Annotated in this window: 21 protein-coding genes, 3 tRNA genes and 2 pseudogenes; 9 read left to right on the top strand and 17 right to left on the bottom strand. The window is 65.8% G+C overall.

The window, feature by feature from the left end; translation table 11 throughout:
• Window positions 1-8: 8 nt before the first annotated feature.
• Both AAEX57_RS00905 and AAEX57_RS00900 read right to left on the bottom strand, forming a co-directional pair.
• Window positions 9-581, bottom strand: a complete 573-nt coding sequence (locus tag AAEX57_RS00905) for an Lrp/AsnC family transcriptional regulator (RefSeq protein WP_342090344.1) — start codon at window positions 579-581, stop codon at window positions 9-11.
• Window positions 582-1,000: 419 nt separating this feature from the next.
• Window positions 1,001-1,076, bottom strand: a tRNA-Arg gene (locus AAEX57_RS00900).
• Window positions 1,077-1,272: 196 nt separating this feature from the next.
• Here AAEX57_RS00900 and AAEX57_RS00895 point away from each other — a divergent pair.
• The gene (locus AAEX57_RS00895; protein ID WP_342090343.1) at window positions 1,273-3,186 is read left to right on the top strand and encodes a phosphoenolpyruvate carboxykinase (GTP); all 1,914 of its coding nucleotides are present in this window, start codon (window positions 1,273-1,275) and stop codon (window positions 3,184-3,186) included.
• A 113-nt stretch (window positions 3,187-3,299) separates the two neighbouring features.
• On the opposite strand, the gene AAEX57_RS00890 is transcribed toward AAEX57_RS00895, so the two are convergent.
• Window positions 3,300-3,746 (bottom strand): PTS sugar transporter subunit IIA, encoded by a 447-nt coding sequence (locus tag AAEX57_RS00890; RefSeq protein ID WP_342090342.1) that lies wholly within the window; start codon window positions 3,744-3,746, stop codon window positions 3,300-3,302.
• A pseudogene (locus AAEX57_RS00885) lies at window positions 3,743-3,895 on the bottom strand (PTS sugar transporter); the annotation flags it as partial. The gene AAEX57_RS00890 and the pseudogene AAEX57_RS00885, both read right to left, overlap by 4 nt.
• Window positions 3,896-3,898: 3 nt before the next feature.
• On the opposite strand from AAEX57_RS00885, the pseudogene AAEX57_RS00880 reads away from it, so the two are divergent.
• Window positions 3,899-4,219, top strand: a pseudogene (locus AAEX57_RS00880) (PTS transporter subunit EIIC); the annotation flags it as partial.
• Between the two features lie 95 nt (window positions 4,220-4,314).
• Here AAEX57_RS00880 and AAEX57_RS00875 read toward each other — a convergent pair.
• A tRNA-Ser gene (locus AAEX57_RS00875) sits at window positions 4,315-4,408 on the bottom strand.
• Window positions 4,409-4,675: 267 nt separating this feature from the next.
• On the opposite strand from AAEX57_RS00875, the gene AAEX57_RS00870 reads away from it, so the two are divergent.
• From AAEX57_RS00870 to argG, 5 genes are all read left to right on the top strand, one after another.
• Window positions 4,676-4,763: transfer RNA gene (locus tag AAEX57_RS00870), tRNA-Ser, on the top strand.
• A 50-nt stretch (window positions 4,764-4,813) separates the two neighbouring features.
• Window positions 4,814-5,335, top strand: coding sequence for a hypothetical protein (locus tag AAEX57_RS00865; protein ID WP_342090341.1), 522 nt, complete (start codon window positions 4,814-4,816; stop codon window positions 5,333-5,335).
• 30 nt (window positions 5,336-5,365) lie between these two features.
• On the top strand, window positions 5,366-6,337 hold the full coding sequence (locus AAEX57_RS00860) for an NAD(P)H-quinone oxidoreductase (RefSeq protein ID WP_342090340.1): 972 nt from the start codon (window positions 5,366-5,368) through the stop codon (window positions 6,335-6,337).
• Window positions 6,338-6,341: 4 nt separating this feature from the next.
• Window positions 6,342-8,009, top strand: a complete 1,668-nt coding sequence (locus AAEX57_RS00855) for an LCP family protein (RefSeq protein WP_342090339.1) — start codon at window positions 6,342-6,344, stop codon at window positions 8,007-8,009.
• A gap of 147 nt (window positions 8,010-8,156) precedes the next feature.
• Window positions 8,157-9,575, top strand: coding sequence for an argininosuccinate synthase (argG, locus tag AAEX57_RS00850; RefSeq protein ID WP_342090338.1), 1,419 nt, complete (start codon window positions 8,157-8,159; stop codon window positions 9,573-9,575).
• A 209-nt stretch (window positions 9,576-9,784) separates the two neighbouring features.
• On the opposite strand, the gene AAEX57_RS00845 is transcribed toward argG, so the two are convergent.
• From AAEX57_RS00845 to AAEX57_RS00800, 10 genes are all read right to left on the bottom strand, one after another.
• Complete coding sequence (locus AAEX57_RS00845; RefSeq protein ID WP_342090337.1) at window positions 9,785-10,531, bottom strand: DeoR/GlpR family DNA-binding transcription regulator; 747 nt, start codon at window positions 10,529-10,531, stop codon at window positions 9,785-9,787.
• Entirely contained in the window at window positions 10,476-11,402 is a 927-nt protein-coding gene (locus AAEX57_RS00840) for a ribokinase (protein ID WP_342097731.1), read from the bottom strand. Before AAEX57_RS00840 ends, AAEX57_RS00845 begins: the two co-directional genes overlap by 56 nt.
• 7 nt (window positions 11,403-11,409) lie before the next feature.
• Window positions 11,410-12,366 (bottom strand): ABC transporter permease, encoded by a 957-nt coding sequence (locus AAEX57_RS00835; protein ID WP_342090335.1) that lies wholly within the window; start codon window positions 12,364-12,366, stop codon window positions 11,410-11,412.
• Window positions 12,363-13,862, bottom strand: a complete 1,500-nt coding sequence (locus AAEX57_RS00830; protein ID WP_342090334.1) for a sugar ABC transporter ATP-binding protein — start codon at window positions 13,860-13,862, stop codon at window positions 12,363-12,365. The genes AAEX57_RS00835 and AAEX57_RS00830 overlap by 4 nt, the downstream gene beginning before the upstream one ends.
• Window positions 13,863-13,935: 73 nt before the next feature.
• On the bottom strand, window positions 13,936-15,030 hold the full coding sequence (locus AAEX57_RS00825; RefSeq protein ID WP_342090333.1) for a sugar ABC transporter substrate-binding protein: 1,095 nt from the start codon (window positions 15,028-15,030) through the stop codon (window positions 13,936-13,938).
• Window positions 15,031-15,048: 18 nt separating this feature from the next.
• Window positions 15,049-15,969 carry a sugar phosphate isomerase/epimerase family protein gene (locus AAEX57_RS00820; RefSeq protein ID WP_342090332.1) on the bottom strand — a complete coding sequence of 307 codons (921 nt, stop codon included), beginning with the start codon at window positions 15,967-15,969 and terminating at the stop codon, window positions 15,049-15,051.
• Window positions 15,970-16,304: 335 nt separating this feature from the next.
• A complete protein-coding gene (locus tag AAEX57_RS00815) occupies window positions 16,305-16,475 on the bottom strand; it encodes a hypothetical protein (RefSeq protein ID WP_342090331.1) in 171 nt (56 codons plus the stop codon).
• Between the two features lie 68 nt (window positions 16,476-16,543).
• Entirely contained in the window at window positions 16,544-17,230 is a 687-nt protein-coding gene (locus tag AAEX57_RS00810) for a hypothetical protein (protein ID WP_342090330.1), read from the bottom strand.
• A gap of 93 nt (window positions 17,231-17,323) precedes the next feature.
• On the bottom strand, window positions 17,324-17,959 hold the full coding sequence (locus AAEX57_RS00805; RefSeq protein WP_342090329.1) for a hypothetical protein: 636 nt from the start codon (window positions 17,957-17,959) through the stop codon (window positions 17,324-17,326).
• Between the two features lie 200 nt (window positions 17,960-18,159).
• Window positions 18,160-19,902 carry a pyruvate dehydrogenase gene (locus tag AAEX57_RS00800; RefSeq protein WP_342090328.1) on the bottom strand — a complete coding sequence of 581 codons (1,743 nt, stop codon included), beginning with the start codon at window positions 19,900-19,902 and terminating at the stop codon, window positions 18,160-18,162.
• Between the two features lie 191 nt (window positions 19,903-20,093).
• On the opposite strand from AAEX57_RS00800, the gene AAEX57_RS00795 reads away from it, so the two are divergent.
• Together AAEX57_RS00795 and AAEX57_RS00790 are read left to right on the top strand one after the other, a co-directional pair.
• Window positions 20,094-21,308, top strand: a complete 1,215-nt coding sequence (locus AAEX57_RS00795; protein ID WP_342090327.1) for an amidohydrolase — start codon at window positions 20,094-20,096, stop codon at window positions 21,306-21,308.
• A complete protein-coding gene (locus tag AAEX57_RS00790) occupies window positions 21,305-22,801 on the top strand; it encodes an MFS transporter (protein WP_342090326.1) in 1,497 nt (498 codons plus the stop codon). Before AAEX57_RS00795 ends, AAEX57_RS00790 begins: the two co-directional genes overlap by 4 nt.
• A gap of 179 nt (window positions 22,802-22,980) precedes the next feature.
• Here the strand turns inward: AAEX57_RS00790 and AAEX57_RS00785 are convergent, their stop codons facing one another.
• Window positions 22,981-24,936 carry an ABC transporter ATP-binding protein gene (locus AAEX57_RS00785; protein ID WP_342090325.1) on the bottom strand — a complete coding sequence of 652 codons (1,956 nt, stop codon included), beginning with the start codon at window positions 24,934-24,936 and terminating at the stop codon, window positions 22,981-22,983.
• On the bottom strand, window positions 24,933-26,873 hold the full coding sequence (locus AAEX57_RS00780; protein ID WP_342090324.1) for an ABC transporter ATP-binding protein: 1,941 nt from the start codon (window positions 26,871-26,873) through the stop codon (window positions 24,933-24,935). Before AAEX57_RS00780 ends, AAEX57_RS00785 begins: the two co-directional genes overlap by 4 nt.
• Window positions 26,874-26,999: the final 126 nt, after the last annotated feature.

Here is a 26,999-nt window from a genome sequence, read left to right as displayed (position 1 = left end):
TGCCGAGTTCACCGTTTCGCCGGTCGGGCGGCGCGCGACGCGGGTGCGGTCGCGGCCGTTTGGCCTCGCCCCAGTCTAGGCGGGCGGACCGCCTTGGGCTTGCCCGGACCGGCCTCCAGCAGCGGCCGGACCCGGTAGCCCACCACCTCGCGCAGGAAGACGCTGGTGGAGGTGCGCAGGATGCCCGGGCAGAGCCGGATCTCCTCGCTGACCCGGTACAGGTCGTCGGGATTGCGGGCAACGACGCGGCACAACAGGTCGGTTCCGCCGGCCGGGGCAAAGCACTCCAACACCTCGGGGATCCGACGCAGCGCGGCGACGGCGTCCTCCAGCTGGTGCTGGTCCAGCTCGACGGAGACCGTCGCGGCCAGCCCACAGCCCAACGCCGACGGTGGGATCCGGGTGCTGGCCAGCCGCAGCAGACCGAGTTCGCGGTAGCGATCCAGCCGGGACTGCACGGTCCCTCGGGCCAGCTGGGTCTTCTGGGCCAGCAACAGCACCGGCATCCGCGGATCCTCGTCGAGCACCGCCAGGATCCGCCGGTCGGTCTCGTCGAGTTGGTACACGCTGGGTTCCGCCATGGCTCCTCCTGGGCCCGCCGTGGGCTGCGGCTGGGTGATCTGCTCAAGACTGACCAGTCTACGCTCGATAATTTGATCAGATTGACCAATCTTCATCCCGCCTGTTGTGCAGTTTGCCCCCCAGAGGGCAGATTGGTGTCACCGAGCAGCCCACGAAGCCCAATCGGAACCGACATCCTGAAGCCACTCACGAGGCGGCCAGGGAGAGGGAATGGAGCCAGTACCCGGCACCCCGCGTCAACAGATGAAGAAAGCGGCCATGCCCCCAGCAGGAATCCAGGTCATACCTGGCTCCCTGCTGGGGGCAGCTTCTTGTTCGGCCACCCAGCTCGACGCGACAAGCCACTATGCGGAACGCTGTGGGATTTCTCACAGAACACGACAAAGGCCCCGAATCAGCTGATTCGGGGCCTTTGTCCTGGCGCACTCGGAGGGACTCGAACCCCCAACCTTCTGATCCGTAGTCAGATGCTCTATCCATTGAGCCACGAGTGCATTCCCTTGCGGGCGAGAAGTAACTCTACCTTGCCCCGGCCGCCCAACACAAATCCGGTGGGCGAGAAGGCCGCAACGACAAGTGGACAAGGGTAGAAATGGTGAGGGATGATACAACTCATCCCGGTGGTCTGTTTTCAGACCAGTCATCACTCTGGTCTACACCATTCGTACACCGACGTACAGGAGCACAAGCATGCAGGTTCCCAATCCCGAGCCCATCGTCCCGCTGGACGACGAGCCCACGAAGGACTTCGAGCGCAAGGATGTCAAGGACATCCCGGTCAAGGGCGAGGTGCCCGCTCTGCAGAGCATCGTCGACTGGGTCAACGAGGTTGCTGCCCTCACCCAGCCCGATGAGATCCGTTACTGCGACGGCTCCGACGCCGAGTGGGACGAGATGGTTGACCTGATGGTCGCCTCCGGCACCGCCGTTCGCCTGAACGACAAGGAAATGCCCAACTCCATCTACTGCAAGTCCGATCCCGATGACGTCGCCCGCGTCGAGGACCAGACCTTCATCTGCTCCGCCAAGGAGGCCGACGCCGGCCCCACCAACAACTGGATGCACCCGGATGAGATGAAGGGCATCATGAACGGGCTCTACGACGGGTGCATGCGCGGTCGCACCATGTTCGTGATCCCCTTCTGCATGGGCCCGCTGGATTCGGAGCACTCCAAGTTCGGCATCGAGATCACCGACTCCGCCTACGTCGTGAACAGCATGAAGATCATGACCCGGATCGGCAAGCCGGCCCTGGACGCCATGATCGAGCGCAAGGAAGAGTTCGTACCCTGCCTGCACTCCGTCGGCATGCCGCTGGAGCCGGGCCAGAAGGACGTCCCGTGGCCGTGCAATGACATCAAGTACATCGTGCACTTCCCGGAGGAGCGCGCCATCTGGAGCTACGGCTCCGGCTACGGCGGCAATGCCCTGCTGGGCAAGAAGTGCTACGCGCTGCGCATCGCCTCGGTGATGGGCCGCGACGAGGGCTGGATGGCCGAGCACATGCTGATCCTGAAGCTCACCAGCCCCGAGGGCAAGAGCTACCACCTGGCCGCCGCCTTCCCGAGCGCCTGTGGCAAGACCAACCTGGCCATGCTGGATCCGACCATCCCGGGCTGGAAGGTCGAGACCTTGGGCGACGACATCGCCTGGATCCGGATCGGCAAGGACGGCCGGATGTACGCGGTCAACCCGGAGAACGGCTTCTTCGGCGTGGCTCCCGGCACCGGTGCCGCCACCAACCCGAATGCCATGCGCACCATCGAGAAGGGCAACTCGATCTTCACCAATGTCGCCCTGACCGATCACGGTGGCGTCTGGTGGGAGGGCATGACCGCCGTCAAGCCCCCGCACCTGACCGACTGGAAGGGCCGCAGCTGGACCCCCGAGGAGGGCCCGGTGGGTGGCCGCCCGAACGAGAAGGCCGCGCACCCGAACAGCCGCTTCTGCACCCCGATCGAGCAGTGCCCGATCCTGTCCGAGGACTTCAACAACCCCAATGGTGTCCCGCTGGACATCATCGTCTTCGGTGGCCGTCGCGAGAACACCATCCCGCTGGTCACCCAGGCCAAGGACTGGACGCACGGCGTGTACATGGGCGCCACCTGCTCCTCGGAGACCACGGCAGCCGCGAAGGGCGCCGTCGGCGTCGTTCGTCGCGACCCGATGGCCATGCTGCCCTTCATCGGCTACCACGTCGGTGACTACCTGCAGCACTGGATCAACATGGGCAACAAGACCGACGAGGACAAGCTGCCCAAGATCTTCTACACCAACTGGTTCCGCAAGAGCGCCGAGGGCAAGTTCATCTGGCCCGGCTTCGGCGAGAACAGCCGGGTGCTGAAGTGGATGATCGACCGGGTCGAGGGCAATGTCGAGGGTCAGGAGACCCCGATCGGCATCGTTCCCGCCGCCGGCGAGCTCGACGTCGAGGGTCTGGACATGACCCCCGAGGCCGTCGAGGAGTGCACCCGCTACGTCGCCCACGAGTGGGCCGACGAGCTGCCCCGCCTGGAGACCTGGCTGGAGAGCTTCGGCAGCAAGCTGCCCAAGCCGATCGCCGAGCAGCTGGACACCGTGCGCGAGGCGCTGAACAAGCAGTGACGCAGCACTGAACGACGAAGGAGCCCGGCAATCCCCTGGATTGCCGGGCTCCTTCGTGTTTTCGCGGAAGACCAGCCCGCCGACAAGCTCGGGGCCCGGATCACGTCCGGGCCTCAGACCGCGGTGAAGAGTTCCTCACCCCGGGCCACCGGCCCGCCGGCCAGCGGGGAGGTGATCGAGCCGGGCGCCGTGTCCATCTGGCAGACCAGCACCACGGGATCCATCTGGTGGTCAACCGCCACCTGCGGATCCCACTCGACGATCGTCTGCCCCGCCTCGACGGCGTCCTTCTCGGTCACCTTCACCGTGAACCCGTCGCCCTTGAGCCTCACCGTGTCGATCCCGATGTGAACCAGGACGCCGATCCTACCGTCGTGGATCACGAAGGCGTGCGGGTGCACCTTGAGCAGCTTGCCCGCGATGGGTGCGATCACCTCCTGCACGGCCAGCTGCGGCTCGATGGCGGCACCGGAACCCACCATTTCCGCGGCGAAGACCGGATCACTGACCTCGGTCAGGGCCCGGACGGTACCGGCGACGGGTGCGAGGACCGACGTCACATCAGGTCCTGGATGTCTTCGCTCAGGGTGTCGGCCTCGGGCCCGACGACCACCTGGACCACGGTGCCGCTCATCATCACGCCATGTGCGCCGGCCGCCTTGAGGGCCGCCTGGTCCACCAGCGACGCATCATTCACCTCGGTGCGCAGCCCCTGACCGGCGTCACCGAGCCGCTGGAGTTCGCCTTCATGTTCGTCGCCTGGCCACTGTATGTGGTGCACGCGGTGCTGACCGGTGTCTCGCTCGCACTGTGCAATGCGCTCGGGATCAAGGCGGGCTTCGGCTTCTCTGCCGGTCTGTTCGACCTGGCGCTGAACTGGAACATCTCCACCAAGCCCCTGCTGCTGGTGGCCATCGGCCTGGTCTACTTCGTCATCTACTACATGCTCTTCCGCTTCATCATTCGCAAGTGGAATCTGCGCACCCCCGGACGCGAGGACGAGGGCGACATCTCGCTGGCCGACGACTCGGTGAACGTCTGACCTTCCACCGCTCAGCCCGTCGAGCGCGGGCGCTGGAACAAGAAATGGCATCGGCCCGGATCAGATGATCCGGGCCGATGCCGTGTTGGCGGAGGTGGCGAGATTTGAACTCGCGATGGGGTTTTAGCCCCAAACCCGCTTAGCAGGCGGGCGCCATAGACCTGACTAGGCGACACCTCCAACGAGGGTCAAGGCTACCGTGCCCCCGGCTCTCGGGCAAAGTCGGGCATGCCGACCGGGGCCAAGCGCCCCCACGGGGCCTTGCGGCTCGGCTGGTTTGCGCCACAAACCGCATCCTCAATGGCCCCCAGTGCCGCTACGGCATCACCCGCGCATCAGAATGTGGTTTGTGGCGCAGACCTCCCGGGCCGGTCCGAGCCCCTGCCCGCGTCGAGTACGATGAACGCTGACGCGCAGGCCCCGGGACCACCGTGAGCCTGTCGGCACGGCGAGGTCGCATAGTGGACTAGTGCAGTCGCCTTGAAAGCGACCGAGGGGCAACTCTCCGTGGGTTCGAATCCCACCCTCGCCGCCACATCAACGCCAGATCGCCGTGAGTCCAGATCACCGTGAGCAAGGAGTGTCGTGACCACCCCCCACCCGCAACCGCAGCGCTACGTGCTCAAGCCCGCCCTTCCCATCCGGGCCTTCCTGATCTCCGCGGTGCTCACCCTGCTCGGTGCGATCCTGCTGGCCGTCACCAGCGGCGCGGCGGCACTGTGGGTGGCACTGAGTTGGATCGTCCTGCTGCTCGGGCTGGCACTGGCCGGCATGGCCGCCTACTCCATGGTGAAGCTGCGCACCTTCGTCGATCTGGACGAGGAGGGCTACAAGATCCTGGGCCCCGGCGTCGAGAAGGCCGGCAGCTGGAGTGAGGTCAGCAAGGTCACCACCAGCGCCCAGGGCGCCCACCTGACGCTCTACCACGGCCAGACGAGCCGGACCCACATCCTCTGCCCGGGTGGCGGCGCCGACGCGGAGATGACTCGGCTGGTGGCCGACGTCGCCAGCCATCTGGACGCCGATCGGGGGTACGGCGAGACGATCAATGTGCCGCTGATCAACCCGCACGAGCCGCCCAATCCCGATGTCGTCTCCCACGGTTGATCCAACCCATCGCTGTGGCAGGCTTGGCACATGCATGCAATCACCGTGACCGAGGCCGGTGGCCCCGAGCAGATTGAGTGGGCCGAGATTCCCACCCCGTCCCCCGCGCCCGGCGAGGTGCTGGTCAAGACCATTGCCGCGGGCGTGAATCGCGCGGACCTGCTGCAGCGCCAGGGGCACTACCCGCCGCCCAAGGGGATCAGCGAGACCATGGGCCTGGAGGCCACCGGCACCATCGCCGAGCTGGGTGAGGGTGTCACCGGCATGAGCATCGGCGACCAGGTGGTCTGCCTGCTGGCCGGTGGCGGTTATGCCGAGTACTTCGTGGTGCCCGCCGGGCAGTGCATCGCCGTGCCGAAGGGAGTCGACGCCGTGACCGCGGCTGGTCTGGTGGAGGTGGCAGCCACCGTCGTGAGCAACATGGACGGCGTGGGCCTCGCGCCGGGCGAGACCTTCCTGGTGCACGGCGGCGCGGGTGGGATCGGCACCTTCGCCATCCAGTACGCCAAGGCGCTGGGCTGCCGGGTGTTGACTACCGCTGGCTCCCCGGAGAAGTTGGAGCACTGCCGGGCCATGGGTGCCGACGTCGCCATCGACTACCACGACGACTGGCTGGCGGCCGTCAAGGAGGCCACTGACGGCAAGGGCGCCGACGTGATCCTGGACGTGATGGGCGCCAAGTACCTGGAGCTGAATGTGGATGCGCTGGCCACCGGCGGACGGCTGGCGATCATCGGCATGCAGGGCGGCGTGAAGGGCACCCTGAACATCGGCAAGCTGTTGACCAAGCGCGGCACCGTGACCGCCACCAGCCTGCGCTTCCGCCCGGTCGAGCAGAAGGCGGAGATCTGCCAGCGGGTGGCCGAGGTGGTCTGGCCGATGGTGGCGGACGGCCGGATCAAGCCGGCCCCCGAGACCCGGATCCCGCTGGCGGAGGCACGACGAGCGCACGAGCAGCTGGCCGGCGGGGACAACATCGGCAAGATCATCCTGGTGGCCTGAGGCGATGGCGGGCGGTACCCCTTCGTCGAGCACGCCGGGACGACGCGTCCTGGTGACCGAGGACGACCTGGGCGGCGAGGTGGCCCCGGCGCGGGTCTCCCACCGCCTCTTCCCGCGCTTCGGAGACGCCGTCGGCTGGACCGTGCTGGGCACCGCATTGCCCGGGCTGGGGCTGGTGCGGCGCAACAAGGCCCTCGGCTACGGCATTCTCGGCTTCTTCCTGGGCACTCTGGCCTTCCTGGTCTTCAAGGGAGCGACGGATCTGGGCTGGTTCGCCCGCACCATCACCACCCCGCACCGGCTGCGCCTCGCCGCTGCCCTGCTGCTGGTGGCCGCGCTGACCTGGGCCGCGATCATCGTCGGCACCTGGCTGGTGCACCGGCCGCGACGGCTCAGCGGGGGTCAGCGCGGGATCGCATCGGTACTGGTGGGGGTGCTGGTCTTCCTCACCTCGGCCCCGATGACGCTGGCCGGGCACTACGCCCTGACCCAGGCCGCCACCATCGATTCCATCTTCGGCAAGGAAGGACGCTCGCAGACCCGCCCGACGCTGGGTTCCGGCAAGAATGTCTGGAAGGACAAGCCGCGGCTGAACATCCTGCTCCTGGGCGGCGACAGCTCGGACTTCCGTCGCAACACGCAGCATGTCAGCGTCGACCAGATGAACACCGACACCATGATCCTGGCGTCGATCGACACCACCACCGGCGCGACGGTGCTTGTCCAGCTGCCCCGCAACCTGGCCAAGGCCCCCTTCCCGGCGGGGCCGCTGCGCGACGCCTACCCCGAGGGCTTCACCAATGGGGATCCGATGGACCAGTCCTATGCGCTCAATGCAGTCTGGTCCAATGCGCCCAGCGAGCATCCAGAGCTGTTCACCGACACAGACCAGCCCGGCGCCGACGCGCTGAAGATGACCATCGGTGAGATCACCGGCCAGGTGCCCGACTACTACGCCCTGGTGGACCTCAACGGCCTGACCTCGGTGATCGACGCCATGGGCGGCGTGACGGTCAACATCAACCAGCGGCTGCCGATCAACGGGTCGGCGGATCACCCGGAAGACACCACCGGCTTCCTCGAGGTGGGCCCCAATCAGAAGCTCAATGGGTATCACGCCTTGTGGTACGGCCGTAGCCGGTACATGGACCCACTGGGTGACTTCGGCCGGATGGGCCGCCAACGGTGTCTGGTCAAGGCGATCATCGACCAGGCCGACGTGCCGACCATGCTGACCAAGTACGAGGGCATCGCCAGGGCCTCCCAGAACATGGTGAAGACCGACATCCCGTCGGCCGTGCTGCCGGACATCGCCGACCTGGCGCTGGCGGTGCGGGATTCCGGCAAGCAGACCAGCGTGCTGTTCGTGAACGGCAAGGATGGCTTCGTCTCCGCCAACCCCGACTTCGACGCGATGCGAACCCGGATCCAGAAGGCGATCCAGGAGTCCGAGGCCCCGCCGGCGCCGGCTCCGACCACGGCGGCTCCGACCACGGCGGCTCCCAAGCCGCCAGCCCCCAAGACCACGGCGCCGAGCACCCCGGAGCCCGACCCCAGCGACAGCGCGTCGCCATCGGCCGCAGCCAGCACCCCGGCGGCAGAGAACCTCACCGATGTCTGCGGCTTCCATCCGCTCGACGTGGCCAGCGCCTCGCCCACGCCCAGTCGCTGAGAATCACCCCCTCGACAGGCTCGGAGACCGTGGTTGCGCCCGCGGGCCAGTGGAACTCCACCACGATGGCCGGGCCCGTCGAGGCCCCACCACGTCCGATGGAATATTTATTCGACGGATCGAATAGATATGCGCTAGGATCTTCCTGTGTCCAAAGTTCTGACTTCCCTTCCGGCCGGCGAGCGCGTCGGCATCGCCTTCTCCGGAGGCCTCGACACCTCCGTCGCCGTCGCCTGGATGCGCGAGAAGGGTGCGGTTCCCTGCACCTACACCGCGCACATCGGCCAGTACGACGAGCCCGACATCGAGTCGGTGCCCGGGCGTGCCACCCAGTACGGCGCCGAGATCAGCCGCCTGGTGGACTGCCGCGAGCAACTCGTCGAGGAGGGGCTGAGCGCCCTGGCCTGCGGCGCCTTCCACATCCGCAGCGCCGGCCGTGCCTACTTCAACACCACGCCGATCGGCCGCGCGGTCACCGGCACCCTGCTGGTGCGCGCCATGGCCAGCGACGACGTGAACATCTGGGGCGACGGGTCCACGTACAAGGGCAACGACATCGAGCGCTTCTACCGCTACGGCCTGATGGCCAACCCCGCCCTGCGAATCTACAAGCCCTGGCTGGACGAGGACTTCGTCCGCGAGCTGGGCGGCCGCGACGAGATGAGCGTCTGGCTCACCGAGCGCAACCTGCCCTACCGCGATTCCAAGGAGAAGGCCTACTCCACCGACGCCAACATCTGGGGCGCCACCCACGAGGCCAAGACCCTGGAGAGCCTGGATGTCTCGCTGGAGACCGTCGAGCCGATCATGGGCGTGAAGTTCTGGGATCCGTCGGTGCAGATCGACACCGAGGACGTCAAGATCACCTTCCACCAGGGCCGCCCGGTGGAGATCAATGGCGAGAGCTTCTCCTCCCCCGTGGACCTGGTGATGAAGGCCAATGAGATCGGCGGCCGGCACGGTCTGGGCATGAGCGACCAGATCGAGAACCGGATCATCGAGGCCAAGTCCCGCGGCATCTACGAGGCCCCCGGCATGGCGCTGCTGTTCATCGCCTACGAGCGGCTGCTGAACGCCATCCACAACGAGGACACCCTGGCCAACTACCATTCCGAGGGCTTCCGGCTGGGTCGGTTGATGTACGAGGGCCGCTGGTTGGATCCGCAGAGCCTGATGCTGCGCGAGTCCATCACCCGCTGGGTGGCCTCCGCGGTCACCGGCACCGTCACGCTGCGCCTGCGTCGCGGCGAGGACTACACGATCCTGGACACCGACGGCCCCAACTTCAGCTACCACGCGGAGAAGCTGTCCATGGAGCGGGTGCAGGATGCCGCCTTCGGCCCGACGGACCGGATCGGCCAGCTCACCATGCGCAACCTGGACATCGCCGATTCGCGCGAGAAGCTGGAGATCTACGCTGCGCAGGGCGTGCTGGGCGGTGCGTCGGCCGAGTTGGTGGGCGAGCTCAAGGCCGGCGCGGGCAAGTCCATCCCGTCGCTGGGACGTGGCGCGGGCGAGGCCGAGGTCTCGCTGGATGCCGCCGCCATGGACTTCGGTCTGGACTGATCCTCGATCCCTGAGCCTGCACTCACGATCCCTGAGCCTGTCGAAGGGAGCGCCGGGGCGCCTCACCCCCGATGCAGCACTGCCCCCCCCGACGAATGTCGGGGGGGGCGCAGCCGTCGCGCTGCGCGTTTCATCTGAAGAGTCCGACCTCGGTTGCGGTCCGACATGCCCCGGGTGAGTTCAGAGTGACCGCGATGGTAGGAGCCCTCCTACTCAGCAACAATCTGCCCCTTGGCATCGGTCAGAAGTTCGTGCTCGGCGTCGGTGATCACGAAGGTCTCGGCCAAGTCGAGGGCCTTGTAGAAGGTGGTTCTCCCCAGCTTGGTGTGGTCGGCCAAGACATAGGATCGGGTGCTGTTCTCATGCGCGATCCGCTTCTTGGCAGCCTCACGCACGTCGAAGGTTGACGCGCCCGCCCTTCGGCTCACTCCGCTGGTCCCGATGAAGGCCTTGTCAAAGAACATGTTGCTCAGGATCTGCTCAGTGATCGGCCCAGCCACCGAGCCGATGTCAGCACCGTAGTCACCACCGACGATCACCACATTGCGGCAGAACTCTCCGGCGGGAACCAAGGCCTGCGTGTTGGTGGTCACGATCCGGATCTCCATCGACCGCAGAAAGGGAATCATCTGCAGAGTGGTCGTTCCTGAGTCCAGATAGATCGTGTCACCATTGTCGACCAGTTGCGCCGCTGCCCGCGCAATCCGGCGCTTCTCATCCAGGTTGATGTGCGCCTTGGTGGAGGTTGGCAGCTCGGATGGCCGGTCGCTGATCTTGATCCCACCACCGCGCAGCGCGGTGATCTCCCCGCTCTTAACCAGGGCATTCACATCTCGGCGAACCGTGGATGACGAGGTGTCGAGCAACTGGGCCAGGTCATCGATGAAGGCAACCTCAGACTCACCGAGAACCTGAAGGATCTTCTGACGACGCTCGTAGGGAATCGTCGGATCCACCCCTCTCCATGGAGGTAGGCATGCTGGTCTGGGCGCCGACACCAGTCGTGGTCTCGGCGGCCACTGCGCTGGCAAGGCTAGCAGCCTGATCGAAAGTCGCGCCGGAAACCAGCGCACTTGTGAAGGCACCGACGAAGGAATCACCTGCACCCGTGGTGTCCACGGCCTGTACAGCCATGGGGGCGACATGCCTTGTCTTCCCGTCATGGCAGGTGTACGCGCCATGCTCCCCAGCAGTCACAATCACCTGGGGACAGAGTCCCTCCAACTCCGGAAGAGCGTTCCGAATTGCTGTGAGATCTTCCAAGCGGCGCCCCAACAGCGCCATCGCCTCTTCCTCGTTCACGATCAGCACGTCACAGCCACGAGCCAACTCACTGGATGCGGTGTTCATCGGGGCGGCGTTGTAGACCACCTTCGCTCCGCTGTGACGCGCCAGCTCCATGGCTGCACGCACCGTCGGCACGGGGATCTCGTTCTGCAGGATGACGTACTGTGCTGCCTCAAGCAGTGACGCCGCAGCCTGAACGCGATCCACAGTCACCGACAGATTGGCTCCTGGGACAACAGTTGCGAAGACAGAACCGTCACCCAGAACATTCACCACGCCGAGCCCAGTAGGCGCTGCGACCACGTCCACGTGGCAGTCAATCCCTTGCTCCCGCAGGTTGGCGATGGATGCCGTGCCTCGATCATCGCTGCCGACGGCCCCGACGAACGCAACCTTTCGGCCGAGCCGTGCGGCCTGCACGGCCTGGTTGGCTCCCTTGCCGCCAAACCCCTCCCGGACACCCCTGGCCAGTAGAGTTTCGCCCCGCAGGGGGATCCGATCCTGCATCAGGAACAGGTCATAGTTGATGCTGCCGATCACGACAATCTCAGGCGCGGGCATTGATCCGGTCCCGCATGATCTCGAAGTAGGCAGCGAAAGCGATGATGGCGCCTGTGGCGATGTACTGCCAGAAGGAGTCAACGCCTTGGACCACCAGGCCCACCTTCAGCGCCGAGAGCAGCAGGGCGCCCAGCAGGGTTCCGATGATGCTGCCCCGGCCACCGGCCAGACTGGTGCCGCCAATGGCTGCAGCGGCGATGGCGTTCAGTTCATACCCCTGGCCTGCGGCCGGCTCACCGGTACCCAGTCGGGCCAGCATCACCATACCGGCCAACGCGGCACCAATGCCACAGAGCACATAGGTGAGGGTCTTGTAGCGGTCAACATTCACGCCCGACAGTCGAGTGGACTCCTCATTGCCTCCAATGGAGAAGGCGTAAACACCGGCCTTGGTCCGGGTCAGGATGACATGACCCGTGAGGGCGAACAGCAACAGAATCACGATGGCTACTGGCAGGACACCTGCAACATCCCCATCGAGCATGGTGCGGAACGCCTGTGGCATGTCCAGCACGGGCCAGCCACCGGTCACGATGTAGGCAACGCCACGGAAGATCGACATGGTGGCCAGAGTCGCAATGAAGGGTTGCAGCTTGAACTTTGTGACCAACAAGCCGTTGAAACCACCCAACGCGGCTCCGAGGAGCAGGCCACACACCACTGCGAGCACCGGATTCATGCCGTGGCTCGCCAAGAGCTTGCCAACTGCCACAATCACGATGGCCATCACTGACCCGACCGAGAGGTCGATGCCGCCGGTGATGATGACGAAGGTGATGCCCAGGGCCAGCAGACCGTTGATCGTCGCCTGGTCCAGCACGTCCACCAAGTTGGCGGGGGCGAGATAGGTGGGATTAAGCACCGCAAAGACGGCGATGATCAAGATCAGAGCGACGAGAGTGGTGATCTCGCGGCCGAGCAGAAGTTGTTTGAGCTGCTTCATTGCAGTGCCCCCATGGCGTGGTTGAGCACGGTCTTTTCATCAAGACCGGAGTTGACGAGGTTGGCCGTGACCCGGCCTTCATGCATCACGATGATGCGGTGACTGATCCCGAGAATCTCGGGTAGCTCGGAAGAAACGACGATGACCGCCTTGCCATCTTCGGCTAGCTTGTGTATGAGTAGGTAGATCTCCGACTTCGTGCCGACGTCGATCCCCTTGGTCGGTTCGTCCAAGATCAGGATCTCCGGCCTGATGGCCAGCCACTTTGCCAGGATGACCTTCTGCTGGTTACCACCAGAGAGACTGGCCGTGAGGTACTTGGGGTCGGCGGGCTGGACGTTCACCGGTTCACCGTAGGAACTGAAGTTCTTGGCGATGGCGCGCCGGTTCACCACCCACGTCTTGTTCCGTTCGAAGAGTGGGAGGAACATGTTCATTTGGTTGTCCAGATTGGGAACGAATCCCTGTCGTTTTCGGTCCTCGGGAATCAAGGCAATGCCGTGACCGACGGCTCTGCGTGGGCTGTCGATGTCAACTGCCTTGCCGAAGATCTCCACCGTGCCAGCGCTCTTCTTGCGTGCGCCAAAAATTGTTTCCACCAGTTCGGATCGCCCGGCGCCAACCAGTCCAGAGAAGCCCAGTATCTCGCCAGGAAGGAGTTCAAAGCTCACGTCGGTGAAGCCGTCGCCACTCAGTCCCGTCACCTTGAGCGCGGGCAGGCTCTCGATACCGCCCTGCTGGCCAGCCTCCCGAGTGACGGCCAGCACGGCATTCAGTTGCCGACCCACCATCTTCTCGATCATCTGTTCCTTGGAAATTTCCCCCCGTGGCCAAGTACCAATCACCACACCATCCCGCAGGACCGAGATGTCGTCGGACAGGGTCATCACCTCGTCGAGCCGGTGGCTGACGTAGATGATGGTGATGCCCTTCTCCTTCAGCTCACCAATCACCCGGAAGAGGATTTCGCTCTCGCGATCAGACAAAGAGGCAGTGGGCTCATCGAAAGAGATCACCCGGGCCTCGTGGAAGAGCGACTTGGCGATGGCCACCATCTGGATCTGTCCGACGGACAGGTCTCCCGCCCGCGTCCGGCTGGTGAAGGAGCAACCCAGATCAGCCAGGATGGCGTCGATGCGCTTGTACTGTTCAGCCCGCCTGATGAAGCCGGCAGCACTGACCTCGGAGCCGAGCGCAATGTTCTGCCCGACTGTGAGTTCCGGTGCAATCTGGATCTCTTGGTGAACCTTGGAGATGCCATGGTGGATGGCCTCCAACGGATTCTTGAAGTTGACCTTCTGGCCGAGCACCTCCAACTCACCGTCGTAGTCTTGGTAGACCCCGTGCAGAATATTGAGCAGAGTGGACTTTCCGGCGCCGTTCTCGCCGACGAGTGCGTGCACTGTGCCCTCACGGACGTCGATGTCCACGCCCTTCAGAACCTTGTTGTGGCCGAACCTCTTGGAGATGCTGGTGAGCCGCACTGCGTTGTTCATGATCTTCCTCTCGCAGTCCGCTGCTGTGGAAACCGCATCAACGGCTCCCACAGCAGCGATCAGTCGATACGACTCAGGCCTGGGGCTCGGACCAGTTGATGAGCTTCTCTGCGGGGGTGTTCACATTGCTGGAATCAATCAGCGCCTGGGGCGTCCAGATGACGCGCGGCAGCTCCTGCCCGCCCAGCTTGCGTAGACCCATTTCCACGGCGATCTGCCCCTTGTAGAGCGGGAAGGAATCAATGGTGGCATCCATCTGACCAGCCTTGATCGACTTGTACGCCTCACCAATGCCATCGACTCCCACCACAACAATGTCCTTGCCAGAGGCCTTCACAGCCTCCTGCACGCCAAGAGCCATGGTGTCGTTGTTGCAGAAGATCGCCTTGAGGTTCGGGTGCTTCTTGATCCAGGTGTCTGCCAGATCCTTGGACTTGGACCTGTCCCAGTCGGCATTCTGCTTCTCGACGATCTTGATGTTGGGGGCGTTCTTCCCCATCCACTCCTCGAAACCGGCGGTACGCTGGCGTGCAGCAAAGGCCTTCGGCATGCCGATCACAATGGCCACCTCACCCTGGGCGTTGAGCTTCTTGGAGATGAACTCGGCCGCCAGCTCGCCGTTCTGCTTGGCCTTGGGACCGACGTAGTAGGGAGCAGCCGCGATGATGCCGTCATTGACATTGATCACCGGGATGTTCTTTTTGTTGGCATCCTCAACGCCGGGCACCAGATTGCCGTCCGAGATGGGAGAAAGCAGCAAGGCAGAGTACTTCTGGTTGATCATGTTCTGCACGATCGAGAGCTGCCCCTGCTCATCGGACTCATTCTGGGCCGACTGGACGGTGATGCTCACACTGGTGCCCCTGCCCTTGGCCTTGGCCACCCCGGTCTCCATCCCCTCCTTGAGCGTACGCCAGTACTCATTCTCAAAGGCCTTGGACACCGCGCCAAGCTTCACCTCGTCATTCACTGTGGGCATCTTGCCCAGATCGGTGCGGACCTGAGCGAACTCCTTGCCGGCGGGATCCTCGTCGGGATTGAAGGCAGCGCTGGACGCGTTGCCGCTGGCGCTGCCACCGCTGGTGGTGTTGCCGGGAGTGCAGCCGGCGGTGATTGCGGCCGCCACGAAACCGACGGCGATCAACTTCTTTGTTGATGTGAACTGCATGGTGTTTCTCCTGGTTGGTCAGACGAGCGCGTTGCGCAGGGCCTGGGATTGGATGCCGTCCTGGGACTGGACGACCTTGGTGATCTGGTCGACGCCGGCAGCCTGGACCCGTTCGAAGATGCGGGTGAGGGTTTCGACGTTCTTGCGTGCTTCCTCCACGGGGTTCTCCCGGATGGGGAAGGTGTCGAAGTAGATGACGCCGTCGTAGTTGTGCCGCAGGAGGTAGTAGACGAGTTCGACGGTTTCGAAGGGGTGCACGGAGCCGATCATGAGCCCGTCATCGGTGCGGCCGTGACCGTCGTTGAGGTGGATGCCAAACAGACGATCCTGCGCCAGCGCGAGGGCGGCGATGAAGGCCGGCTGCTCGTTGGCCATCAGCTGGTGACAGAAGTCGAGTGTCATGCCCATGTTGGGCCGATTGACGCGGTCGAGAACGTTCAATGTGATCCCACCATTGGGCACCAGCGCGAAAACTCGCTCCTCGTAAGGCTTGTACTCGATGGAGATCTTGAGTGCGGGATTGTGGTCAGCGATCTCTTGGTAGGCCGCCACCTCCATATCCATGGCAGCCGCGTAGTCCTTCTGGAATGTGTAGTCGTAGCCATCGAAGCCCAACCACACCGTCAACGAGTCGGCACCGAGCTCGGCGGCCGCATCCATGCCCTTCTTGGTGAGCTCGATGGCCTCCCGCCGAACGGCTGGATCAGCATTGGTGAACTCACCGCCAACGAAGTCGCTGCGGAAGCGCATGGCAACGCTGTTCACGGTCAGGTTCATCTCGGCCAGCAACGCCTTGAGTTCGGGGATGCTGCGGTCGAAGTGTTCCGGATAGTTGAGATCGACATAGTCAATCCCTTCGATACCTGCGACGGCTCGCAGGATGGCGTCGGTGCCCTCGGCTACCGACTTGAACGAGTTGAGACGCGTGGCGAACTTCATGCCTCAAGAGTGCGCGCCATCTGCAATCTCTGTCAATACTTTCTACATATTTTCATCTTTTTTCATCATGAGAGGCTCAGTCTTTCCACTCCCTGGCAACCCTGCGCCGCCCAGGGACGGCCAGGGCGCAATTGTTCGTGTGACGTCTCGCAGTCGTCAACTGGGCGCACTGAGCCCCTACGAGCGCACCGTGGCTCTCCGTCCGGCGCGTCCTGATCCCTGCCAGCAGAGCGCGGGGGTTTGAAAGTGCCACGGCGGGATCAGAGTGCCTACTGAGGTCGGAGCAGAACCCTGAGCATGCCAACCACTACCCGGTCACATCCGGCCGCGAGATGTCAGCAGCCCCAAGGGTCCCCCTTGGGCTGCTCCTGCACCATCACCCCGCCGACCTTGCCGTCTGAAGTGGCGTCGGTCTCCTGGCCGCTGACCTCACGATGGCCGAACAACATCTCCCGAGCGCCGTCGCTGATCCGGCCGAGCTTCGGCGTGCTGGAGCCTGCACTCACGGTCCCTGAGTCTGTCCGAAGGGAGCGCCCCCGGCCCACCCGGGCCGGGGGCGCTGTGCGTCTTCCCCTCACTCTTCCTGCAACAGGTCCATCAGGAACTCCTCGAAGCGGATATCGGAGTCTGCCGCAGGGATGTCGACGACTCGTGGCTCGGTGGGATCCAGCCGTAGGTCGAAGACCAAGCGGTGCAGGCCATCCAGCTCACCGTCGGCCATTGGCAGCTCGATGTGAACCTCGCGGACCAGGCCCTCGGACTGCCGCACCTGGGCCTCCACCACATCGATGGAGGCCATCCCTTGCATGTCCAAGGCTTCCCGGACATCGTCGCCCGCCTCCCCCGCAGAGCGCACAAGGTTCTCGCACGTGATGCGAACCTGGCTCCACTCCCCGTCGCCGACCTGAACCTCCTCCGTCCCCTCAAGCAGGGCGAGCGGGAACAGTGCCGTGCCCAGCAGCGTGGCGGGCGCCGTCAGGGCTGCGACGCCGTCGTCGGTGGGCTGCAGGAAGCGATCCTTCACCCACAAGGACGGCTCGGGCTCGCCGATGCGCCGACCGTCGATCTCGGTGATCACCTGGACGGCCACCACGCCACGGTTCGGTTCGGCATAGCCCGTCGCCAGCGCGGATGACGCCACGACGCCCGGGTGGCGCCGATCGGCGTAGGCCGTGGTCACGGCCCGGATCGCCAGCGACGCTCCCTGTGTGCGGGCGATGTCCAGCAGGAGTTCGTCTCTCGCAAGATCCGGTGAGCCCATGCGCGGTGTCCTTCCCAACGGCGTTCCCGAGAATAAAGCAACACCCGGAAGACTCGTCAACCCCTTGTCTCCTGGCGATCACCCCGTCGAGGGTCAGCAGCCCCAGTGGATGCCCTTGGACTGCTCCTGCACCATCACCCAGCTGACGTCGATCCCTGGTTTGGCATCACCGTCTTCGCCGCTGTCGGCGCGGTGGCCGAACAGGATCTCCCGGCTGCCGTGACTGATCCGGCCGACGGTGAGATTGCGCTGCTCGCCATAGGGCAGGGTGACGTAGCTGAAGCCCTTGCCGTAGATCTTGGCCACCTGGGTGAAGGTCATGCCGGCGTGCGCTCCAGAGGTTGTCCTCATCATCGGGTTCAGGGTGGAGACGCCGATGAGTTTCCCATCACCGTCGAAGTTCAACTCGATCCCCAGGATCTGGGGCGCCGTTGTGGGGTCCCACATCTTCTCGCAGGCTTGGTTGGGTGTCGCCAACCCTTCCTCCTGCAACCTCGCGCCGGGGGTGCCCAGGCTGTAGGCGCCGATCCCTTGGTAGCTGATCACGCTCTGGGTGTTGATCAACTGGTCGACAGGCCTGCTGGCCGAAGCCGCCGGCGACGGCGCCGCCGAGGGCTTGGGCGCCGGCGTGCTCTGCCCCGACAGGCCCGGGCTGGGGCTCTTCCCGTTCGGCGCACACCCCACCGCCAGCAGACTCGCCAGGGCCAGCACCCTCACCCGCTGTTTCATGACCGCTCCCTCCCGTGTCATCCACCCACAAGATAGGTCGCTTCGGGTCGCGGCGCGCAGGAGTCGTCGTGGGATTCCGAAAAGCGACCGCCAGATTGGCGGTCTGCCCGGGCCTCCGCGTGGGCGGCCCGGAAGACGTGAATCTGGCGGTCGCTTCTCGGATTCGGTGGCAGGCGAGGGAGCCCGAGCCAGTCCGGGATTCAGCTGCGCGGAATGTTGCGCAGGTTGGAGCGGGCCATCCGCACCACCTCACCGGCACCGCCGTTGAGCACGGTGCGGCTCATCGCCGTCGCGAAGCCGTAGACCTGGTCCAGGCTGACCTCGGGCGGGATGGACAGGGCATTGGGGTCGGTGACCACCTCCACCAGCGCCGGTCCATCGTGCTCCAGGGCCTCGTGGTAGGCCTTCTGGAGGTCCTCGCCCTTCTCCACCCGGATGCCCTTGATTCCCACGGCATTGGCGATCGCGGAATAGTTGGAGTCGGGCACCTCGGTGCCATGGGTGGGCAGGCTGTTGACCAGCATCTCCAGCTTCACCATGCCCAGCGTCGAGTTGTTGAAGACCACCACCTTCACCGGCAGCTGGTAGGTGGCGATGGTGAGCAGCTCGCCCAAGAGCATGGACAGCCCGCCGTCGCCGCTGACGCTGATCACCTGGCGATCGGGGTAGGCGAACTGGGCGCCGATGGCGTGCGGCAAGGCATTGGCCATGGAGCCGTGCAGGAAGGAGCCGATCAGCCGACGCCGACCATTGGGCGTGACGTAGCGGGCGGTCCAGACATTGCACATGCCGGTGTCGGCGGTGAAGACCGCCTCGTCGCTGGCCAGGTCGTCCAGCACCGCCATCGCGTATTCGGGGTGGATCGGGGTGAGCTTCTTGGCATTGCGGGTGTAGGCATTGGTGCCCTTGTCCACAATGCGACTGTGCTTCTTCAGCATCTGCTTGAGGAAGCGGCTGTTGCGCTTGTTCTTCACCAACGGCAGCAGGGCCTGCAGGGTGGGCAGCACATCACCGTGCACGGCCACGTCCACGTCGGTGCGGCGACCCAGGTGCTCGGCGCGCCGATCCACCTGGGCCGTGCGCACGTCGGGCAGGAACTGGTCATAGGGGAAGTCGGTGCCCAGCAGCACCAACAGGTCCGCATCCTCCATGCCGGCTGCAGCCGCGCCATAGCCCAGCAGGCCGGTCATGCCGACGTCATAGGGATTGTCGTACTGGATGAAGTCCTTGCCGCGCAGGGAATGACCGACGGGGGCGTTGATCTTGCCGGCCAGTTCGATCACCTGGTCATGGGCGCCCTGGACGCCGGCGCCGGCGAAGATGGCCACCTTGTCCGCGGCATTGATCGCGTCGGCCAGCTCCTGCAGCCGTTCGGGGCTGGGGTGCAGCGAGCCGCGAGACAGCGGGCTGTGCTGGGGCGCCTCCGCCGCGGCATCCTCATTGGTGATGTCGGCGGGGATGGTGACCACGGAGACGCCGTTCAGGGTGACGGCGTGCTGGATGGCGGCCTCGACCACCCGCGGCGACTGCTGTGGGGTGCTGACCAGCTCGCAGTAAACGCTGCACTCGGTGAACAGGCGGTCCGGGTGGGTCTCCTGGAAGTAGCCCTGGCCGATCTGGGCGCTGGGGATGTGCGAGGCGATGGCCAGCACGGGGGCACCGGAGCGGTTCGCGTCGTAGAGCCCATTGATCAGGTGCAGGTTGCCCGGGCCGCAGGAACCGGCACACACCGCCAATTCACCAGTAAGCTGGGCGTCAGCCGCGGCGGCAAAGGCCGCCGCCTCCTCATGGCGGACGTGGATCCAGTCGATGCCGCCCTTCTCCGCTCCGCCGGTGCGGCGCACCGCGTCGACAACGGGGTTGAGCGAGTCTCCCACGATGCCGTAGATGCGACGGACTCCCGCCGCCTGCAACTGGGCCACGATCTGGTCTGCGAGTTTCATCTGGTGTTGGCCTCCTGTGCCTGGCGGAGGCCTGTGCCCCCACGACGTCCGCAGCCACGCTACGTCGCCGCAATTCACCACCACGAGGCATTCGGCCACCGGCGAACGTCCCGGCAACTGAAGGAAACACCCAGCCCGGGCGTGAAATGGTCCCTAGCGTCGAAGACAGGCACCCACGGAAGGACGCGAGCATGAGCACCACCCACCCGGCCCTGCAGGGCATCGAGCAGACGCTGGTCTGGCAGGAGGAGCTGTACAAGGAGTTGCACCGTCACCCGGAACTGTCCATGGAGGAGGGCGAGACGGCGGCCGAGATCACCCGTCGACTGGAGGGCTTCGACTACCAGGTCCAGCAGGTCGGTGGCGGAGTCGTCGGCGTGCTCGCCAATGGTGAGGGACGCTGCGTCCTGACCCGCGCCGACATCGACGCCCTGCCCGTCACCGAGGCCACGGGCCTGGACTACTCGTCGCAGACCGACGGCGCGATGCATGCCTGCGGCCACGACATGCACATCACCTGGGGCCTGGGCGCTGCCGAGCTGCTCTCCCGGCACCGCGACGCGTGGAGCGGCACCCACATCGCCCTCTTCCAGCCCGGCGAGGAGATCGCCGCCGGTGCCCGCTCCATGGTGGACGGCGGTCTGGTGGACAAGCTCCCCAAGCCCGACGTCTGCCTTTCCCAGCACGTCCTGCCCGGACTGGCCGGCACCGTCTCCACCAGCACCGGCGCCGTGCTCTCGGCGGGCGACAGCATCCGGATCACCGTGCACGGCAAGGGATCCCATGGTTCGATGCCGCACCTGGGCGTGGACCCGGTCGTGCTCGCCTCCACCATCGTCGTGCGGTTGCAGGGCATCGTCAGCCGCGTGATCGCCCCCGGGGACTTCGGTGTGGTGACCGTCGGAAGCATCCAGGCCGGCAGCAAGTCCAACATCATCCCGGACACGGCAACGCTGCTGCTGAACGTGCGCACCTACGACAATGCGGTCCGCGACAAGGTGCTGGAGGCCATCGAGCGGATCGTGCGCGCAGAGTGCGAGGCCTCCGGCTGCCCCAAGGAACCAGATGTCGAGTACTACGACCGTTTCCCGCTGACCACCAACGACGAGCAGACCACCGAGCGGGTCACCGAGGCCTTCGTCGGCCACTTCGGGCAGGAGCGCGTGCTGCACCTGGCCCCGGTCCCCGCCAGCGAGGACTTCAGCATCATCCCCGACGCCTTCGGTGTCCCCTACTGCTACTGGGGCGTCGGTGGCTTCGCCGAGGGCGCCGAGGTGATCGGCAACCACAACCCGGGCTTCGCGCCCACCATCCACCCCACCCTGCAGACCGGCACCGAGGCGCTCGCCGTCGCGGCGCTGGCGTGGTTGGGCAAGAAGACCCCCGAGAGTGAGAGCAACGCATGAGCACCACCCCCGAGTCCGCGACGGGCTTTCGCGGCAACGAGAAGTTGCTGTGGGGCATCGTCCTGGGAGTCACCACCTTCTGGTTGTTCGCCGGAACCACCGGCACCGTCGCACGCAACATGCTGACCGAGATCAACGGCCCCACCGCCACCCCCGGACAGTGGGCCAATCCACACGTCAGCGTCAACCAGATGAACCTTGCGGTGAGCATCACCGCCCTGTTCAGCGGCCTGTTCATCGTCCTGATGGGTGGCCTGGCGGACAAGCTGGGCCGCGTGAAGGTGGCCATCACGGGCAATGTGCTGGGTCTGGTCGGGTCCCTGTTGGTGGTGCTGGCCAGCGGTTCCGCCGCGTTGCCGCTGTTGCTGACCGGCCGCGCCATCCAGGGCCTGTCGGCGGCCTGCATCATGCCGTCGACTATGGCCCTGTTGAAGGCCTACTGGGACGGACCGGCTCGCCAGCGCGCGGTGTCCATGTGGTCCATCGGGTCCTGGGGTGGCTCCGGTCTGGCCGCCATCTTCGGTGGCTTCGTCGCGACCAACATCGGATGGCGTTACATCTTCTGGGCCTCCATCGTCATCTCGTTGGTGTCCATCGCGATGATGTGGGGCACCCCGGAGAGCAAGGCCGAAAAGACCGCACCCAAGCGCTTCGACATCGTGGGGCTGCTGCTCTTCATCGCGACGATCCTTGCGTTGATGATCGTCGTGATCTTCGGCGCGCAGCTCGGCTGGGCCAGTCCGGTTACGCTGACCCTGGCCGCGCTGGCCCTCGTGGGCATGGCCACCTTCGTCTGGTGGGAGCAGCGGCAGTCCAACCCCTTCATGGACTTCTCCCTGTTCACGAACAAGACCTTCACCGGCGCCACCATCTCCAACTTCACCATCAACGCCACCATCGGCCTGCTGATCGTCAGCCAGCAAATGCTGCAGCTGGCCCGCCCCGAGCGCTTCGACCCCTGGCGCGCCGGGTTACTCACCTTGGGCTATGCCATCACGATCATCGGTTTCATCCGCGTCGGCGAGAAGCTGCTGCAGAAGTTCGGCCCTCGCAGGCCGATGCTGTGGGGCGCCGCGATCGTCGGCGTCGTGTGCATCCTGCTGGCCATGACCAATGTGCTGGTGGACACCTACAGCGTGCTGGCCGTGATCGCCTACGCCCTGTTCGGCCTGGGCCTGGCCTTCTACGCCACCCCGTCCACCGATGCCGCCTTGAGCAACCTGCCCGCAGCGCAGTCCGGCTCCGGCTCCGGCATCTACAAGATGGCCTCCAGCCTGGGTTCGGCCATCGGTGCGGCCCTGTCCCTGGCCATCTTCACCGCGATGATGGGGGCCGACGTCACCCGCATCGGCGACGCGGTGCAGATGAACGGAATCCAGACCAATGTGAACATCCGCACCGCAGGCATGGTCACCATGCTGTTCAACCTCTTCCTGGTCGTCGTCTCGATGATCTCGATCATGGTCACGGTGCCGAAACAGCAGAAGTCCTGACAGAACAACCCCACAAGAAGAAACTGGTTCCATGGGCCGGGCATCGCCGACGCGACACCCGGCCCATGGCCTGAGCACAACAAGGAGACCAGCAATGACGTTGGATCTCACGGCGGCACAGCTTCCGCTGCCTGGCAGGAGTCTCCGTCCGCAGTTCGTGCCGGCCGCCAGGGGCCGAATCAGCTGGTCCAGGCCCGCCAGAGCGACGCGTACTCCCCGTCCAGCTCCATCAGCTCGTGGTGGGAGCCCAGCTCGGCAATCCGCCCGTCGATCACCACGGCAATCCGGTCGGCATCGTGCGCGGTGTGCAGTCGGTGTGCGATCGCCACCACGGTGCGGCCGTCCAAGAGGCTGGCCATCGATCCCTCCAGGTGACGGGCGGTCTTCGGGTCGATCAGGCTGGTGGCCTCGTCCAGCACCAGGGTGTGCGGATCGGCGATCACCAGCCGGGCCAGTGCCACCTGCTGCGCCTGGGCCGGGGTGAGCACCTGGTTGCCGGAGCCGATCTTGGTGGCCAGGCCGTCGGGCAAGCGCTCCACCCAGCCGGCCGCGTCCACCGCGCGCAGGGCCTCCCAGACCTCCTCGTCGGTGGCGGTCTGCTCCCGCGCCAGGACGATGTTGTCCCGCACCGTGCCGACGAAGACGTGGTGCTCCTGGGTGACCAGTGCCACCCGGGTACGCAGGTCCTGCAGGGGCAGGCCCATCACGTCGACGCCGCCCACGCTCACCTGACCCTCCCGGGGCGCGTTGATGCCGCTCAACAGCCGGGCCAGCGTCGACTTGCCGGAACCGGACGGGCCGACGATCGCCAGTCGCTCCCCCGGCCGCAGATCAAGGCTGACGCCGTGCAGCACGTCGTGATCCTCGCGGTAGGCGAAGCGCAGGTCCTTGGCGAGCAGGCGGTCATCGACGGGAACCTCACCGGAGGGCTGCCGATCCTGCGGCACCGCCGCGATGCCGAGCAGGCGAGTGGTGGAAGCCATCCCCACCTGCAGCCGGTCCAGGGTCTGGATCAACCGGTCCATGGGCTCGATCAGTTGCTGCACGTAGATGGCAGCGGCGGTGATCTGGCCCAGCGTGACCCAGCCGTGCGAGTGTCCCCAGGCACCCAGCAGCACGATGAAGACCAGCGGCCCCTGGTAGGCGTAGTCGACGCTCAGGAACATCTGGTTGCGCAGCGTCATGGTGTAGCGCTCGGCCTGGGCCGATTCCTCGATGTCGACGTCGGTGCGCGCGGTGCGGGTGCCTTGCAGGCGCAGGGATTCCACGGTCCGGGCGCCCTCGATCGTCTCCGTCAGGCCGGTATTGATCGTGGAGTAGGTGCCGCCCTCTGTGATGTAGCCCATCGGTGCCTTGCGCAGGTACCCACGGGCGACGACGGCCAGCAGCAGCATGGAACCGACGCTGGGCAGCGCCAGGATCCACGAGTTGAGGAACATCGCCACCATGGTCAGCACCGTCATCACCGACGCGATCACCAGCTGGGGAAGGGCCCACCGGACGGCACCGGACATGGTGGAGACGTCGCGGGTGACCCGGGTGACCAGATCACCGCTGGAAGCCCGCTCCACCGTGGAGAGCGGTAGCCGCAGCACCACGCGGACCACATACTCGCGGGCCTCGGCCAGCATGTCCTGGCCGAAGACGGCGCTGATCCGGCGGGCGCCAAAGGTGAGCAGGGTCTGGAGCAGCACGACCCCGACCACGGTCAGGGCGATCCCGTCCAGCTGGCTGGCCAGGGCGTCACCGCCCTGCCCAGCCCGGTCCACCAGGCCGCCGAGCATCCGGGGCACCAGCAGGCCAGCCACGGCGGCCAGACCATTGAGCAGCACCAGCCCGACGGCCAACCGCTTGCGGTCGATCAGCATCTTCTTGACGAAGGCCACCACGTCCGAGTCGGGCGCCACCGGCAGGCCACGCTCCGGATTGCGGGAGGCGGCGTAGAAGTCCTCCGCCCGCTTCGCGCGCAGGTCACGACGGTGTCGCCAGCCGCGCAGCCGCAGCGGAAGCCACACGGACTCGTCCACCCGGAGCACGTCGGGGATCTCCGAGCCGTGCCCGGGTGCCGAATCCAGCCACGTGCTGGCGGAGGTGGCCAGCAGGTCGTCGGCAACCGCTTGCCGGGGCTCGCTCATCGCTGGCCTCCTTCCTGATCGGTCTCGGTGTCGTCGTCCATGCCCCGGGCGACGACATCCCGGTAGGCCGCGTTGCCGGCCAACAGGTCCGCATGACTGCCGCGGGCAGCCGCCTTGCCGTCGATCAACAGCACGACGTCGTCCGCGTGGTGCAGCAACAGCGGGGACACAGTGGTGACGATCGTGGTCCGGCCCCGACGGTGCTCGGCCAGCCGGGCCGCAATCCGGGCCTCCGTATGGGCATCCACGGCCGACGTGGGGTCCACCAACACGAGCACCTCGGGGTCGGCCAGCAGTGCGCGGGCCAGCACCAGCCGTTGCCGCTGACCACCAGACAGACCCCGGCCGCGCTCGTCCAGCACGCCTTGCCAGCCGCCGGGAAGCGCGTCATAGACGTCCTCGGCATTGGCGGTGCGCAGCGCCGCCTCGGCCTGTTCGCGGGTGGCGCGGCCGTGCGGATCCACCAGTTGCTGCAACGTTCCGGCAAAGACCTGGGCATTCGCGTCGGCCACCAGTACCCGGGAGCGCAGCTCGTCCAGGCTGACCCGCGACAGGTCGACGCCGTCGAAGCTGACACCCCAGCGGGCCTCCGCGGTGGCCTCGTCGGCGGCCACCAGCTCGGCCCGTTGACGCTCGCGTTCTGCCCGGGCCTGCTTGGCGGCGCGACCCTTCAAGCCCTCGTCGATGGTGAGCGAGACCGGGTCTGTCTGGCTCGGCAGGTAGCGCCCGATGCGGTCGGCCAGGGCCGCGGAGTGGTCGGGAAGGGCGCTCACCACCACCGTCATCCGGCCGGGATGGGCGACGAAACCGGTTGCCTCATCGGCGATGGTCGCCCCGACGGGCAGCGGTTGGGCGGCGTCGGGCTCACGCCACGGCGGACGCTGCCCGAGCACGGCGATGGTCTTCTTGGCCGCCACCAACCCCTGCACCCATTTCTGCACGAACTCGAAGAAGGTGCTGATCGGCCAGACCATGAAGATGGCGTAGCCGAAGAAGCTGACCAACTGCCCGATCGAGAGGCGTCCGGCCAGCATCTCTCGGGTGCCCAACCAGGTGAGCACCACCAGCAGCAGGCCGGAGAGCAGCACGCTCAGCGCGTCGACGGCTGCCTGCCAGCTGCCGGCCAGCACCCCCGCGTGCCGCACCTTTTGCGACTGGGTGGCGTAGTTGTCACCAAAGGTCTGCTCGCCGCCGATACCGCGCAGGATCCGCAGGCCGGCGACGATGTCGGTGGCCATGCCGGTCAGCTCGCTGGAGCGGCTGCGTTCGCTGGCCTGAGCGCGCTGCAGCGGTTTCAGCAGGGGCGATGCGGCCCCGACCAGCAGCGGCGCGGCAATCAGGGTGACCAGCCCAAGCTTCACCGATTCGCCCAGCACCAGCCCGGCGACAAAGATGAAGGCTGCTGCGGCCGCGATCGTGCGGCCCACCACCTCGAAGACCATGCCGTAGGTCTCGGCGTCGCCGCCGGCGATGGAGAGCATCTCCCCCGACGGCGTCCGCCTGGTGGCCACGTGCCCCAGTTGGGTGCCCTTGCGCAGCACCAGCTTCATGGTCTTGTACATCGCCACCAGGAAGCCGGTGACGGCGCTGGTGTGCATCAGGGTGCCGCCCACCACGCCGATGGTGATGCTGGCCACCATCGCGAGCGCCCACGGCAGGGTGGCCAGCACGCTGCCCTTGCTGACTCCCTCGTCGATGGCGCGGCCGAGCAACCACGGGTTCACGGCGCTGGGCAGGAACCACAGCGCCCCGACGGCGGCACTGGCCAGCACCAGATCCAGCTGCTGACCCAGCAGCCAGCGCAGGAAACGCGCCGGGCTGCGGGTGTCGGGCTCATCGCCGCGCGCGGTGGCACCCGCGCCGCCCCGAGCGGATGGGGTCAGGGCGTCGCGGGTGCGGTGGCTGAAGGCCTGGGTGGCCGGAGGAAAGGTCTGCATGGCAGGAATGACACTAGAGGGAGCCTCTGACAGTTTTCATCCGATTTTTCGACGGCCCGCAAACATCGCCCATACCCGTGTCACACTCGTCCCATTGTGTGCCTCCAGCACCCCAACGATGGCCCG

This window comes from Luteococcus sp. H91 (assembly GCF_038433135.1).
GTDB lineage: Bacteria > Actinomycetota > Actinomycetes > Propionibacteriales > Propionibacteriaceae > Luteococcus.
This window is presented reverse-complemented; position numbering and strand designations above follow the sequence as displayed.

What these genes read in the sequence shown, in the direction of transcription:
- AAEX57_RS00810 (WP_342090330.1), bottom strand. Translation starts at nt 17,230, where the DNA reads ATGGGCTCACCGGATCTTGCGAGAGACGAACTCCTGCTGGACATCGCC.
- AAEX57_RS00785 (WP_342090325.1), bottom strand. Translation starts at nt 24,936, where the DNA reads ATGAGCGAGCCCCGGCAAGCGGTTGCCGACGACCTGCTGGCCACCTCC.
- AAEX57_RS00835 (WP_342090335.1), bottom strand. Translation starts at nt 12,366, where the DNA reads ATGAAGCAGCTCAAACAACTTCTGCTCGGCCGCGAGATCACCACTCTC.
- AAEX57_RS00800 (WP_342090328.1), bottom strand. Translation starts at nt 19,902, where the DNA reads ATGAAACTCGCAGACCAGATCGTGGCCCAGTTGCAGGCGGCGGGAGTC.
- AAEX57_RS00895 (WP_342090343.1), top strand. Translation starts at nt 1,273, where the DNA reads ATGCAGGTTCCCAATCCCGAGCCCATCGTCCCGCTGGACGACGAGCCC.
- AAEX57_RS00860 (WP_342090340.1), top strand. Translation starts at nt 5,366, where the DNA reads ATGCATGCAATCACCGTGACCGAGGCCGGTGGCCCCGAGCAGATTGAG.
- AAEX57_RS00830 (WP_342090334.1), bottom strand. Translation starts at nt 13,862, where the DNA reads ATGAACAACGCAGTGCGGCTCACCAGCATCTCCAAGAGGTTCGGCCAC.
- AAEX57_RS00820 (WP_342090332.1), bottom strand. Translation starts at nt 15,969, where the DNA reads ATGAAGTTCGCCACGCGTCTCAACTCGTTCAAGTCGGTAGCCGAGGGC.
- AAEX57_RS00805 (WP_342090329.1), bottom strand. Translation starts at nt 17,959, where the DNA reads ATGAAACAGCGGGTGAGGGTGCTGGCCCTGGCGAGTCTGCTGGCGGTG.
- AAEX57_RS00795 (WP_342090327.1), top strand. Translation starts at nt 20,094, where the DNA reads ATGAGCACCACCCACCCGGCCCTGCAGGGCATCGAGCAGACGCTGGTC.
- AAEX57_RS00825 (WP_342090333.1), bottom strand. Translation starts at nt 15,030, where the DNA reads ATGCAGTTCACATCAACAAAGAAGTTGATCGCCGTCGGTTTCGTGGCG.
- AAEX57_RS00780 (WP_342090324.1), bottom strand. Translation starts at nt 26,873, where the DNA reads ATGCAGACCTTTCCTCCGGCCACCCAGGCCTTCAGCCACCGCACCCGC.
- AAEX57_RS00855 (WP_342090339.1), top strand. Translation starts at nt 6,342, where the DNA reads ATGGCGGGCGGTACCCCTTCGTCGAGCACGCCGGGACGACGCGTCCTG.
- AAEX57_RS00790 (WP_342090326.1), top strand. Translation starts at nt 21,305, where the DNA reads ATGAGCACCACCCCCGAGTCCGCGACGGGCTTTCGCGGCAACGAGAAG.
- AAEX57_RS00905 (WP_342090344.1), bottom strand. Translation starts at nt 581, where the DNA reads ATGGCGGAACCCAGCGTGTACCAACTCGACGAGACCGACCGGCGGATC.